This is a genomic window from Caballeronia sp. SL1002, from assembly GCF_057814995.1.
In genome coordinates this window covers 46570-60522 of record NZ_JBYMUW010000007.1, presented here as the reverse complement: position 1 = coordinate 60522, position 13953 = coordinate 46570, and the positions used below count along the sequence as shown (strand labels likewise).

Annotated in this window: 10 protein-coding genes and 3 pseudogenes; 3 read left to right on the top strand and 10 right to left on the bottom strand. The window is 54.6% G+C overall.

Going from position 1 to position 13953, the window contains the following annotated elements:
- Both tnpB and tnpC read left to right on the top strand, forming a co-directional pair.
- Nucleotides 1-202: IS66 family insertion sequence element accessory protein TnpB (tnpB, locus tag AC3D25_RS31075; RefSeq protein ID WP_488892358.1), on the top strand; the 202-nt coding region annotated here is incomplete at its 5' end.
- A 51-nt stretch (nt 203-253) separates the two neighbouring features.
- Entirely contained in the window at nt 254-1852 is a 1599-nt protein-coding gene (gene tnpC, locus AC3D25_RS31070; protein WP_488889782.1) for an IS66 family transposase, read from the top strand.
- Between the two features lie 70 nt (nt 1853-1922).
- Here tnpC and AC3D25_RS31065 read toward each other — a convergent pair.
- The 3 genes and pseudogenes from AC3D25_RS31065 to AC3D25_RS31055 all read right to left on the bottom strand — a co-directional run.
- Nucleotides 1923-2114: pseudogene (locus AC3D25_RS31065) on the bottom strand (ATP-binding protein); the annotation flags it as partial.
- A gap of 3 nt (nt 2115-2117) precedes the next feature.
- A pseudogene (locus AC3D25_RS31060) lies at nt 2118-2433 on the bottom strand (IS21 family transposase); the annotation flags it as partial.
- On the bottom strand, nt 2405-2635 hold the full coding sequence (locus AC3D25_RS31055) for a hypothetical protein (RefSeq protein ID WP_488892357.1): 231 nt from the start codon (nt 2633-2635) through the stop codon (nt 2405-2407). The gene AC3D25_RS31055 and the pseudogene AC3D25_RS31060, both read right to left, overlap by 29 nt.
- 206 nt (nt 2636-2841) lie before the next feature.
- On the opposite strand from AC3D25_RS31055, the gene AC3D25_RS31050 reads away from it, so the two are divergent.
- Entirely contained in the window at nt 2842-4023 is a 1182-nt protein-coding gene (locus AC3D25_RS31050) for a hypothetical protein (protein WP_488892356.1), read from the top strand.
- Here the strand turns inward: AC3D25_RS31050 and AC3D25_RS31045 are convergent.
- From AC3D25_RS31045 to AC3D25_RS31015, 7 genes and pseudogenes are all read right to left on the bottom strand, one after another.
- Complete coding sequence (locus AC3D25_RS31045) at nt 4020-5816, bottom strand: hypothetical protein (protein ID WP_488892355.1); 1797 nt, start codon at nt 5814-5816, stop codon at nt 4020-4022. The genes AC3D25_RS31050 and AC3D25_RS31045 overlap by 4 nt on opposite strands.
- Nucleotides 5813-6187: a hypothetical protein gene (locus AC3D25_RS31040; RefSeq protein WP_488892354.1), complete on the bottom strand. Its 375-nt coding sequence runs from the start codon at nt 6185-6187 to the stop codon at nt 5813-5815. Before AC3D25_RS31040 ends, AC3D25_RS31045 begins: the two co-directional genes overlap by 4 nt.
- A gap of 432 nt (nt 6188-6619) precedes the next feature.
- Nucleotides 6620-6952: pseudogene (locus AC3D25_RS31035) on the bottom strand (transposase domain-containing protein); the annotation flags it as partial.
- A 1166-nt stretch (nt 6953-8118) separates the two neighbouring features.
- Nucleotides 8119-8964, bottom strand: a complete 846-nt coding sequence (locus AC3D25_RS31030; protein ID WP_488892353.1) for a hypothetical protein — start codon at nt 8962-8964, stop codon at nt 8119-8121.
- Between the two features lie 113 nt (nt 8965-9077).
- Nucleotides 9078-9950, bottom strand: a complete 873-nt coding sequence (locus AC3D25_RS31025) for a hypothetical protein (protein ID WP_488892352.1) — start codon at nt 9948-9950, stop codon at nt 9078-9080.
- A gap of 174 nt (nt 9951-10124) precedes the next feature.
- Nucleotides 10125-10742, bottom strand: a complete 618-nt coding sequence (locus AC3D25_RS31020) for a hypothetical protein (RefSeq protein WP_488892351.1) — start codon at nt 10740-10742, stop codon at nt 10125-10127.
- Nucleotides 10735-13587 carry a hypothetical protein gene (locus AC3D25_RS31015; RefSeq protein ID WP_488892350.1) on the bottom strand — a complete coding sequence of 951 codons (2853 nt, stop codon included), beginning with the start codon at nt 13585-13587 and terminating at the stop codon, nt 10735-10737. Before AC3D25_RS31015 ends, AC3D25_RS31020 begins: the two co-directional genes overlap by 8 nt.
- Nucleotides 13588-13953: the final 366 nt, after the last annotated feature.

Below are 13953 nucleotides of genomic sequence, written 5' to 3'. Positions count from 1 at the left end.
ACGCGGCGACCTCATCAAGTGCCTGTACTGGCGCGACGGTGGCCTATGTCTGTTCGCCAAACGCCTGGAGCGTGGGCGCTTTGCGTGGCCTCGTGCTGACGGCGGTGTTGTTTCGCTGACCAGCGCTCAACTCGGCCTTCTGCTCGAAGGATTCGACTGGCGACAGCCAGTTGATGCAGCGCGCCCCTGCAGCGCTTTGTAAACGTATGTTACAACGCGGCCATAGCGCCATGCACGCGCGTAAACTGCCTGCATGGCATCCAGCGACGCTACGCTTCCGGACGATATCGAGGCCTTGAAGGCTCTCTTGATCGCGCGTGAGGCGGCGTTACGTGAGCACGAAGGCGAACTCACGGATCTGCGCGACACTGTAACGGCGCTCCGGAAGACACTCTCCGACCGGGCGATCGAGATCGAGCACCTGAAGCTGTGGATCGCGAAACTCCAGCGCATGCAGTTCGGGCGCAAGTCGGAGAAGATTGATCGCCAGATCGAACAACTGGAATTGCGTCTCGAAGATCTGCAGGCCGACGATGGTGCGGCGACGGTCGACGCACCGACAAGGCCTCGCCCAGAAACCGGCAAGCCGACGGGACGCAAGCCACTTCCGGAACATCTGCCGCGCGAAGACGTTGTTCATCAGCCCGACGACGCGTGCTGTCCGCAATGCGGCAGTGCGCTTGGCGAGCTCGGCGAGGACGTCTCCGAGCAACTCGACTACGTGCCGGGGCATTGGCGAGTGATTCGTCACCGCCGACTCAAGAAGGCCTGTACCTGTTGCGACTGCATCGTGCAGGGGGCTGCGCCCAGCCGGCCAATCGATCGCGGCATGCCGGGTCCGGGGTTGCTCGCGCATGTTCTGGTCGCCAAATTCTGTGACCATCTCCCCCTGTATCGACAGTCAGTGATTTACGCGCGCGACGGCGTGCAGCTCAGCCGTTCGACACTCGCGGACTGGGTCGGCCAGTGCAGTGCGTTGCTCCGGCCACTGGTAGAGGTCGTTCGCCGGTACGTAATGGCCGCCTCGAAGATCCACGCGGATGACACGCCCGTACCTGTGCTTGAGCCCGGGAACGGCAAGACCCGTACCGCACGTCTCTGGACATACGTTCGGGATGACCGGCCAGCCGGCTCGAAGGAGGCGCCGGCGGTCTGGTTCGCATACAGTCCCACAAGGGCTGGTGAATATCCACAGGGCCATCTGAAGGACTTCAGGGGAACGTTGCAGGCCGACGCGTTCGCGGGGTACAACGCGGTCTATGAAGGTGGTGATGTGCGCGAGGCTGCATGCATGGCGCACGCGCGCCGTAAATTCCACGATCTGTTCGTCGCGCGCAGGAACGAGGTCAACACTGAAGCGTTGCGCCGGATCGGCGAACTGTACGCAATCGAAGCCACGATTCGCGGCAAGCCACCAGACGAACGAAGACGTGTCAGGCAGGAGCAGGCGCGTCCGCTACTCGATGCGTTCGAGATCTGGCTGCGCTCGACATTGGGTTCGGTGTCGCAGAAAGGCGATACCGCCAAAGCCATCAACTACGCGCTGAATCAATGGGCGGCGCTCACGCTGTACGTCGAGGATGGCGCCGTGGAAATCGACAACAACGCAGCCGAACGCGCTTTACGTGCCGTCGCTCTCGGCAGGAAAAACTTTCTGCACTTCGGTTCCGACAGCGGCGGCGAACGCGGGGCCGCAATCTACACCCTGGTCGGTACCGCCAAACTGAATGGCCTTGATCCCGAGGCCTACCTGCGCCACGTCATCGCTCGCATCGCCGAGCATCCCGTCAATCGCGTCGACGAGCTGTTGCCATGGGTCGTTGCCGATCGGCTTCACCACGACGTCGCCTGAACTCAACGCGCTGCCGTCCAACAATTCGCTATCAACACGCTGTCAAGAACGGTCGTGGCCGGACGGTTACGGCGATCTTTAACTCTTCGAACAAGCGTCCAACGCGTACATAGAACACGGAGAAGCCTTGCCGGCACGCCTGCTGTCCGAATGCACACGCAATCCAGGTCTTGCCGGCTCCCGTAGGTCCGGTCAGGATGAGGTTCTGGGTGTGACGAACCCAGTCACAGCCGGCCAGCGTTGCGATCATTCGTTGATCGATCCACTCCCAAGGTAGCTGCAGCGTCACGCCCTTGCGCCGCAACTCACGGTGTATCAACGTGAAGTCAGGAATACGTTTGGAGCCGGTCGCAAGTTCACCTGCCGACGCCTTCGGCAGGAGGCGCTGCGCAATCTCATCATCGGAGAGGCTCAATGCTTGGCCAGTCCAGCCCAGCGGCAATCGCCAGCGCGGCGTGCTCGGATATTGCACCGACACCGATGCCAACCGCACGGCTGATCTGGCGGTGTGAGAGACCGCACGCCCACTTTAGTCGTAGGACTTCCTTCAATTTACGCATGCTCGTGCGGTGTGCTGGCATTGCCTTGGTTTCCAAAAAAAGGAAACAGGCTACTGCCCATCGTTGAGAACATGCGCAACACCATCGCCAAGCCAAAATAAGCTCGTCGTTTCGGTCCTGTGATCACCGGTTCCGGTCTCGTGATCACCCGTTCCGGGACGGTGATCACCCATTCCGGTAACGTGATCACGTTTCGGAAACGCCCGAAAGTGATCACCATCATCCGAAACGCGTGATCACCATCGTCCGGAAACAGCGATCACCTTCAATTGGAATCGCTGATCACCTTCACCGGAATACGCACGAAGCCCCTACAACTGCGCCATCCTCCATCGCAACGCACATGGAGCGTGACATAATGGTTCAGACGCGTTGCAGGTGCCACCGAGAGTTACGTCATCTCCATTCCGCCAGCTTGATGAGGCCGACATGAACAGTCCTCGCTCCTATCTCGGACTAGAAAACGAGATGATTCTTGCGGCGTTACCTGCACTGAATCTTATCTTCAATTCATTTGCCGGCGATCACGCCGCCCTTGGGCGGCACGACAAGATCGTTGCGATTTCCGGGCAGCAGAGTTTGGACTTTTTCACCGCGGCAGCTCAATGCGGCGAACGGGTTTCCGATCTGAGCTTTGCGATCGCGCTGGCAAAAACGTTTATAAACTGGCGTAACGGCGGTCGCGAAGGGTTCGACTGGGTCCGTCTGAACCTCCCCGAACTTGACCCGGAAAATGCCAACAGCTTGACACTGCATCTGGTGGTCGACGCCCTTGAGCCGATGATTGCTGGGCGGCGTCGCGATCGCGCCGGGGCGCAACTGGAAGAATTCGAGAGCGCAGGCAAAAGATGGCGCAGTCTCGCGGAATGGCTGGAACTGCACGACGAAATCGAGGCCGCTGCCGAATGCGCCGTGCTGTCGGCGCAACTGCTACGTCACTGCGGCCACCCGCTCGCGGTATCATCTGGACAGCTCTCGCTTCGCCTGCTTAACCGGGAGACCAAATGCGCCTGTTTACCTTTGACACCGCGAGCCAAATATCCACCACCCCTTCAACCGACGAGAAGCCCGGATCAGATTGAAGACATCGTTCTCAAGATGATCGACTACTTGCTGCTTTCAGGGCCTGCGGAGGGCAGGCTCAACGGCGATTCGATCGACGCGGCGATCATCAAGATGCTGAACGATGCGGACTGGGTAATCGAGTTGCCATTCCGGTTGAACCACATGGATGATGCATCGCCGAGCGAGCGATTCGAGGTACGGTTTGCGACGTCGTGGCTGCAAAGGGAAACGGCAAAGCGGACGAAAATGGAAACACCGATTCACTCTGCAGTCACGGAGCTGACGACTCAATTGTTGAGGAATCGGAGGTTCTTGCAGCATCGCCGCGATCCCTTCCTGCATGACTGGTTTGAGCTACTGGGTGCACGCCCGTGCCGCAAGGGGGGGACGTCCACGGATGTGGCGCTCTGCGTGCAATCGATCGGCCACGTCCTCGTTGCCGTTCTGGGTGAGCGAGAAGCGGACATCGACGCCTGGCAACTCTATGAACGTAACACGCTTACGGTGCGAGACTTTCTCAGGCGGGCGAAGTCGGCGGTGGCTTAGGCGTTGCGATCTGCCTCGGGATATAGCGCGCGATATAGCGCTGCGTCATCAGTACAGAAAGAGCGGAAATAGTCGCTAAATTCTTCGCTCAATAGCCAGGGCATCCAATCTCGTTTGATCGTGTACATCATCTTGTTTTGGTCGGCCACGCTGCCAAGGAGCGTGTGCCACAGCCCCGGCCGGAGCCGAAGTTCCCACGGGTCCAGCATGAAGCCCTCGGGCTTTCGCACGGTCTCACTGGACAGCTCGCAGCGGAAAGTGTCATTGCCGGTGATGTAATACCAAAACGCTGCATCGTGTGTGTGACCAGGATGGCAAAACGGCGGATAGATCACGAGTTTCACGCCGGTGCTGCGCTCATATCGGATTCGCGCCGCGAACAATTCGGGGCCCAACATCACCCGAATCTTATTACCCGCGTAAAGCAGCTTACCCAGCGGAGCGTATTGCGAGGCTATGTACATCCATGCCTCGCGCTTGCGCAGTGCAAATGCGTCGCTATTTTCAGCTTCTGGCCAACGGAAATTCATTGCAGCCCACCACCATCGCGCTTCTGGCGTTTTGGCGAAGTCGCAGTCGGGCTCCGCGAATCCCGACAAGAGTTCATAACCGTCCGGCGGCTTCCCTATCTCTCCTGCCGAGGCGGCGACGACGATCCACGGCTGGCATCGATTCACGGTCTCGTCGCACCACACCGCCTGATCAAGGATTGCCTCCGGTTCTTCTTTCAGCACTTTGATCCAGCGGCCGCGCAATTCGTGAAGGTCCGTCACTGCGGCGGACAAGTGCGTGTCGGGAAACCCATTGGTGATCGCGCCGATATAGCGCTCTTCGTGCTCAAAGTCGCTTTGCGTCTCTTCAATTACACTTCGGCCAAATATTTGGGTGCAGACGTCGTTGACGATCCGCCATGCTTCGCTTACGGTCGCATCGCAATACTTTGGATGCCACTTGCGAATCGCGAAGGCAAGGCTCGCAAAGCGTTCGCCGGGCAAGTAGGAGGACACCTCTTTCCCGGATGTCTGTTGTTGTTTCCAAAAGCGACCTGCCAGCGCGGCGTAACATAGCGGTAGAAACGGCTCGCCGCGAATTTCCAAAAATCCGTCATTTTCCCCATCCACCCGAAGGAGACCGGCACGAATCATCACTTCGTATAGCCAGTTGTACTTGGCCTTGGTCACTTCCGCGCCGGCCTGGTCGGCTTGAACGCGGCCACACATCGCTTGGCCGAGCACGCGATGCGTCTTGCATGTCTGCACATGATAGGCGACTGCCTCCATCAAGGCTTCACCGCCAACCTCGAACAAACCGAGAGGCGAATGAACTGGACGCCGATCGTCCTGAATCATCTGTTTGCGACGGGCAACCGCCTTTGCGACTTCGAGCACTTCGTCGCTGGGCTTGTCGACTTTCAGCGCTTCGCGCGCGAGGTCGTCGAGATTCATATCCAGTGGCACGATCAGGCGTTGCTCCTTGCCGTGATGGGTCAGGACGCCCGTAAGGTTGGCATAGACCTCAAAGAGTGTGCGAGTGCGCAGTGCGCCATAGTTGGTCAGCACGAAATCGAGAAAATGCCGCTTCTCGTGCCACACTGCACTAGCGATGTTGGCAGCGCGCGTCTGCACCCAGGAATCGTCAATGCAATCGATGACATGGCGTAGCCGCCGATCGTCGCCCACAATCGCGTGCTCGAGCGCCAGATTGATCTCCCGATGCCCCCGCGAGAGACCAATGAGATGCGCGTCGTACCACAGTGTCATCGAAGCTGGATCGAACTGCAGCAAAGGAATCACGACCGATCATCCGTGAGGTTTGCGGCCTCCGTTTCGGCGTTGGTCTCGGCGTCGACCATGACCAGTGTCTGCCCAGAGCGCGCATCCTTAATCACGATGCACAAGGGCGGGTTGTTTGCGACGGGCCGCGTCGCCAGCAAGTTCTTGATTTTCTGCAGGAGAACGACTGCGGACGTCGCGGTCGAGATCGCGAGACTGATCATCTCGAGCGTCAGACGAATCTCTTCAGGGCCGAGCGGTGCATCGACGGCGTCGACGAGCCCATCGGCCGGCCGCGGGATGCCGACCCGAATGCCCTCTCCAAAGTTCGTTTCGGTAATCTGACGAATCAAATCTTCCGAGCCGATGGCAACCAAATGACGATCAGTCACAGTGCCTCCCGTAGATCCTTGATTTGCGCAACAGATAGAGGGTTTTTCCGAGAACCGCGTTCTGAATGATAGTCGAATTTAGATTAAGCGATGGAAATGCCGGCCACTCTACGACAAGACCTTCGCGCAATGGCTGAATCCCAAGCGAAACGGCCGCATGGACGGCACAGTTTTATCGACGATAGATGTCGCTTGCTGGCCGCTTTGCGCCATCCGGAAAATTACTTTTGCGCTTTACTCAGCAGGTGCGCCAAACCGACGTCCGTCGCCACTTTCCAGACGTGGTTGCAAGAATAAAGTTTGCCGCAACGTCGCTCGATTGCCACTCGAAGTCGCTCGTTCGTCCACTGGTCTGCTTCCAGTCCATATGACCGTGGAGACCTTGCAGCGTAAGCGCTCGGCAATCTCAGGGGTTCGGGAGCCGATGTCAGCCTACTGTTGAAGCTGAGGCTGCCAGAGGTGCGGTAACAGCTCATCGAGCCGACTGGCGGGCTGCGTAGGGAGCCGCGTCAGGATGTCTTTCAGATAGGCATAGGGATCGTGTCCATTAAGCTTCGCTGACTGGATAAGACTCATCACTGCAGCCTGGCGCCGACCGGCGCGAGCTGAGCCCGCGAAGAGCCAATTCCCTCTGCCCACTGCAATGGGCCTTATTTGGTTTTCGCACAAGTTGTTGTCAACAGGAAGCTGCGGATCATCGAGGTATCGGGTGAGCGCTGTCCACCGTCGCAGACTGTAGTCTATGCCCAAACCGGTTCGGTGGCTGAGCAATTCAGCATTTGCTGTTTGGTTAATGCGAAAGCTCGGCGTCACCATCGGCAGCAAGGAGTTTTCGGGAGCGGGCCTGGCTAAAGTGGCCATGGATCCAGGTTACGCAAACAGCTCCGGCGCGTATATCCAGTCGAACGATCGGCGGTTGCTTACGACGCGATCATCAAAGGCGTCCTACGATGAACAGGCTGCGCTCAAGCTCTGGATCGACTCGAAGGAGCTAGTGCGGCTCCAGCCAGACGAGGAAGCGGTCCTCCTGAGACATGGCACCGGGTCCAACCAGCCGCCTGCTTTCAACATGTAGCGGAGCTTGATTGTAAGCTCTCCATAGACAGTTCAGATGCCGTTTAGTAAGCAGACATCCACCTACAGCGTCATTTGACGTAACACCTGACCACGTCCGCCCGCCGCGAGTGGCAAAAATCGACCAATGCAGCCAGTCGCGCTGCTGATCTTTGAAGGCAGCTTCAGAGTAATTTAGTCATTGGCGCCGGGTACCGGGTGCAGCCCTTTGTGGACACAGTCACATTTGCGCCCCGGAAAGCATGGCGTCGCCTTCATCAAGCGTCTACACGGTCAGGGTCGGACGGTTACGTTTCGGGATCGTGACCGGCGATTTCGGCAACGTGACCGGTCACTTCGGAAACGTGACCGAGCGGACCGAAGGGCTGGATTGGCGTTGCGCATGACATCAACCACGTGGGCTATGCTCGCCGGCTTTGGCCGGAGACAGCATGCCGGCGCACCTGGCGCACCGGATGAACATGCGGATGATAAAGGACGTTTTACGACTTAAATTCGACGGCGGTTTCTCGCACGATCGGATCGCCGCGTCACTGGGCATATCTAAGGGCGTGGTCACGAAGTACATAGGACTGGCCGGTGCCCGACGTGCCGGGTGCCTGTGCCGCAGACGTAGATCCAGCCTATTGGGCCGCGCCAGTTTCACTGGCTTCATTCACGGTGACCGGCAGGAAGGTGCAGCCGCAGTTGTCTAGGCCGAGTCGACCTTCGAGATATTGATACGCCGGTCTAACAGTGATTCCAATGACTTCCTCACCGGGTGCATCTCCGCCATAGAACGCCCACAGGATGAACTCCTTTCGACAATCTGGCGCTTCGCGTCGCTATACGTCGCCGATAGTCGCGGAGCCCTTACTTTACTCAAGCCAAATGGAAAGAAGCTTCCAACTTTCATCCGCAAGGATCAATTCGATCGTTACTGCCCCCCCGTATCCCGTCTTGGATTTCTCTCGCAAAAGGGCATGTACAATTGGCGAACGATTTCCTACATCTTCCTGGTCAGATATAAGAAATGCCTCTTTTATTTCGTAGCTTTGCACAATTGCAGTACGCAAGCGAAGATACTGCCTGGCCACTTGTGTCGTTTGTGGGTACGCTAGCGGTGATACGACAGCAGCCAGGCCCGAGTCGTCCTGATCTAAATTTATTGATTTCATATTATCGACGAATTTCTTAACGATTCCGTAAGTCTCTTTTTTATTCAAATTTGATGGTTTGAAATGCAATCTTTCTAAGTACTGATCGCCTAATACCCGCCCCGTTGTGTTGCTTACTTGGAACATAAAATTAAAATTCGTCTTATCCATCGTTTTTCCGTCGCACTCAACCGATCCATCACAACTCTTAAATTTCAAATTATAACTATGCGGAGATCCATCAACGCGAAACATGTCCCAAACCCGAACGATGTCATATTTATTGTCAGTGACTGCTACTTTTAGTGAACACGTCGGCACATCGCGAACTATCCACCGATAATGTCCAATCACCGTGAAGGTTCCTACGCTCGTATGATCGCTGTCCCTATGGCTACCGAGTGTTATTGTCCTTTCCTTTATAAACCGAAAGACGCATCTCTTTCCAGTCGAACTTTGATCACCATTTTCCGGGCTGGCGTCCGCGAAGCTCACCCACTCGTTGTTCACCTGCGCCTTCACACCGACAAATGGAAAGAGCAAAAACAAGCACATCACCGTTCGCATTTAAGTTCTCCGAACATTTTTTTCAAAATTGGCCATTTCATTAGAAACGACATTTGAGGCAAACAGTGGCAACCAGCGGCTTTGCGAAATGCTGTGAAACTTCCCGTAACCTTTTAATGTAAAGTCCGAGGAGGAAACAAAGGCAGGCCGCAACGGCACCACGCCGCAAACGGATCGTCTGATTCGATCGAAATAACGTCTGCCACATCGTCGAGCCCGACCGTTCTCAAAATCTCAGCTAAATCTTCTAACTTCGAGTTTGAAAGTGAGCGCAACGTCGCTGCGCGCGATCGCTCACCGATATTTTCTCGCCAGACACCGATCAGTTCGACCGCATCGATCTTCCCGCCGGTGCTGCGAATAATGGAATAGCGCTTTTGAGAATCAATGTCAGTGACGCCCGAAAGGGCGTGATTCCTATCGTAATCGAATCTGTAACTTCCATGGTTACGCCATTTCGCCCGAAGCGGATCGCATTCGTTATTGTATTGGATAGTTAAATAATTTAAAGTCGTCGTGTGGGTCAATCGTCCGCATCGATTATCAATCGAATTCTCAACCACTCCGCCCCGAGATAATGCTATGTATTTCCCGAACACAGGGACAAGTATGCGGTTTTCATCGATGGGCCCGTCAGAAAAATGCTGTAACAATCTCGTTCCTGAATCATAGGAGATAATTCGGCTTCCGTATTGAGCGGTAGTCACGTTCGCACCGCCAGGCTGTGAGGGCTCCGCAAAATCGAAAACGTACGTGTATGTGCGAGCGGAGCTGCCCTTGCAAGTCTCAATCACCTTTGATGAGTAATGGTAATTGGACACGAAACCGTATTTATAAACGTAGTCGCAGTCACCGACAACGGTCCGGCGCATTGCCCAATCCTTTTCTTTGTCGTATTGCACAGTCTCCACTGGCGCCTCATTTCCACGCTGATCGATCATATTGAATAGGTTATCGTAACTGAACTGATAGAAGCGTTGTCCCATTCTCACCGTCGAGAGCATATTTTGGCTCGCTGGGGAGCTATCAGACGAATAAGAAAAATCAACCTTCGATCCAGCGTCGAATACAGCTGTAATTAGGCCGAAGTGATTTTGTCGTATCTTCAATAAGCCTGCACCACCTCCACTCCGAAAACCGATAATTTTAAATCCAAGAAATCACTGAAACATGTCATTGCGAGAATTAGTTCCACGTTGCCTGGTTAATCTTCCGAGACGATCGAATCTGTAGGTAGAGGAGTCAACCTGGGTCACGACGCCGCTTCTTAGCTTGTTCAACCGAGCACTTGCAGTTCCTTTGTACGAGTCAATATCGAACTCGTCATACCAACCAACGGATGACTGATTCAAGAAAAAATCCGCAATTTGCATATCTTTATTTTCGTTCACCGATCCATAATTCGGAATTTTCTCTTTGAACTGTGTCTCATGGCGTTGCAGGAATAGGGCATACTTTTCCTTATGTGTGGGAGAGACGAAAGTTATTTCTTTTCCTCCGCCGCACACATTTAGAACAAGCCCTTCCGGCCGTGGAGTAAGCGTTGTTCCAAGCCCACTGCACCATCCGAAGCCGAAGGCGGTACTGATCAATGATCGTGAATTGTAGGTTAAGGAAAGATTCAGGTCCGACGAGAGTCGGGACAGGTTCATGGAATATACGTAATTTGCGTTTTGAGGATCGACTTCCCCGCCGGCCCACGCCTGTAGCGAAGCAATTGAGGTAGCAACAAACATAAGTGCGGTCGAGATTCGCGCAACGACGGTTTGGCTAAGCATATTGGGACTCGCGCTGGTCGATGTGCTTCATTACTGCATCGACAATCGTATGGTCGCCGCTCAGAGCTCCGACCTCTGCGGCTATATGAATGATCCGCGTCCGACCCTCAGTCGACACAAATTCCGCCAAAAAGCTAAAAGCCTGCGCCATGACCGGGAAAGTCGCCGCATCACCCCAGATGTCTGGTTGCGCCCTCAAGTACTTGGCTATGAACCAATCCTGTAACCGCTCATGCCTGAACGCATAAACCTGGTCAGCAATGCCGCCCGTCAAGATCAATCGTTCATTACGAAAATACTCGATTTCGTCTGGAGGAAAGTCATTTGCTATGAAACGCGAACTATTGATCTTACGTTCGTTAAACGCGATCTTTCCAATTTTCGTGAGCGGAAACTCGCCGAAAAACAATTCTCTATAGCGGACTGATATTGTCTCTGTCCATTGCTTGATAATATGGCTTTTGCTGACGAATACCCCTTGCTTAAGTAACTGTCTTACAAGGTCGAGTTCGAACGGAGTTAGTCCGTCACCAGACTCCGAGTTTCCAAGCAATCTGACAACGGCTTCGGAAATGACATCTGGATTAGGGCCATCACCCTGCTCGTATTTAAACGCTTCGCTGAGGTAAGCTTGGGCCATCTCCTTATCTAGCGAAATGATTTGCAGGCGGCGGTACTCAGGTAAATCCGGCAGCAAGCTAGGCTGCGACGTTAGAATGATATTTGCGGTTGGGTACCTGAGGCAGAAATCCACGATGCGCGTTCGTGCTGTTAAGCTTGATTCGTTGTAGCCGTCGATGATAATTCCAAGTGCGCCAACCGCCAGTGCTCGTTCGATTATCTTAAAATCTGACGCCTCTTCGGGGAGCCTCGCATAGACTCCCTGCAGTACGCCTTCTTCGCATTTTTTTGCACCGATTAGGATTGCTGGCGATTGGGTTCTTTGGACTAGGTACCTGACGTAAGCGCTTTTCCCTGAGCCTGATGTTCCGGTTAGTAAGACCCGGCCGAAAGGATCAGAAAGAAGGTTCACCAATGTTTCAGGGCTTGACCAGGACTTATCGTTTCTAAATTCGACGGCCTTTACCCCGTCGAAGTAGAAGGGTTCAGTGGGTGCCTGCGATTTAAACCTTTTAGCAACGGGCGTCACCAGAAATTCCGCTACGCTCCGGAAATTCAACATAGCATCCAAAATTCCAAGCGTGAGAATCTTGCGTAGCGTGGGATTGCGCCAGACTACAGCCTGCGCGACGGCAGAAGATTTGTAGCGAGCAAATAGGTAGGCCAACAAAATGGCTTCGAAAATCGCCAGAGCGGCGCCCGACAGCTTCGCCACCTGGGCAACGTGCTCGGTGAAAGTGGTACTGGCTACTAACTGGATGGGCAATGAAGAACTTTCCTTCCACTGAACGGACTGACCAGATGATGCGAAAGCGTGTACGTCCAGTACTTGCGGGCGCCGCATGTCAGTTGGTATATCGAAACTGACAGCCGTGCCGGCAATAGATCCGCGGATCGTGTGTTGATTTCCACTTTCGGACAGAGTGACAAATGCTGCAATCAATGCTCCCGCCGAAGAGTTCGCCGCGTTTACGCTGACACCAAACTTCCCATCTGCGATCTTTCGGTCGCTGAGAGAAACAGTAGACGCAGGATGCGGATAAAACGATGCCCCTCCGTAGAACCGGCTCAACCATATCCCGTCTTTGACTTCGAAAATCCGTGTAACGGGATCCGACAGATTAGAGAACTCGGATATCTCGAAGACTTCGTTGCCAAAGACCTTGTACAACTGGTCGCGGCAGATCACCCAGGTCTCGCCGCCTTGATTGCTGACGATGTCCGCGATCGGTGATTGAGCATTACCGACCTTCTGGATCTTTCGATCAACGATTTTGTAAATGTCACCACGCGAGGTCGCCAAGATCGCATATGGCGAATCTGAGCGAAGAGGGTCCATTCGAAATGTCGTGCCGTCGCGATCGGAATGCAACGCTTCCGAAGCCTTTATCGCCACATGCAATACTGCCTGATCAAGAAACCCGATAGCTCCTGTGCTGAAGCCGATCAGGAACTGCTTCCCGAGGGCGAAAATGGCGGACACGTTCCCCATTTCTGCGGGTATCGGGACCCTTTCGAACTTGATTTCGTTTCCGACCTCGCTTCCTGCGAATAGCATACCGCTCTGACTGGCAACGAGCACCTCTTGTTCGTTCGTTGAGGCGATCATGAGCACCAAATCCTCGGGATCGGCATTCAGAGTTCCTCTAAATGTGACGCGCGTAACTGCGTCCCATGAAGTGATGCTTCCATCATTGAACGCGAGCCACATTTTCGTGCCAATTTGAGTGGCCGCCGTTACAACTCGATCGCAAGTCTCTCGCTTTTCAGTCGTATTCTTTTTCACTTGTCCGGTTTGGTCGATTCGGGTTATTTCCCCGCACAGTTGTATTGCGAATACGCTTTCGCCCGATGGCACGACCATTACAATTGGGTTTTCGATCGGGACGGACTGTAGAGGAGTCGAAGTGACTCGCCCGTCCAGATTGAGGTGGTGCAGACTTAATCCGCCATAGGTGAACCACGCGCCTCCTGCGCTATCTGATCGCACCAGTTCGATCGGCAAATCGAATTGGTTCTCAATGGAAATCGATCCTTGGCCGGTAGCGCGGACCACTCCCTCGGTCGCGAGAAAAAAAGAAGCGCCTTGGGCCCTTTTTGCTACGAAAAGAATTTCCGTGTCGTCGAGAGAACCGGAGACTGTCGTAGCGTTCGATTCAAATGCGGTTAGAAGGATGCCGAACGTTAACGTGAGAATTGCACATCGATACGTGATCGCTTTCATGCAATCCTCGCTTCGAAGTCTTCTCTAAACAATCTCTTTTTCGTGCCAAATTCGCTAGGCTTTTCCGTTGGGCAGGCGTCGCGCGATAGATACTCGATCAACATTCGGACCTCCTTTGTTCAACCACGTCATTTATTCGAGGTGATCGCAATAACCTGCGTTCAAACGTCCGACGAAGGTAGCGGAGGCCACGACAAGCACCAATGTTTCGTTCCTCCAGAGCTTTGCTCTGAGAGGACGGGCAAACACATACTTTTTTAAAAGCCGATCTAGAATATCGTTACTGGCCGTGGAACTCGCTCTGGTGCTGAGCATCGGGACCGCCTGCCGCTGTCGTACGTTCAGGTCGGCCGACAAGGTTGCTTA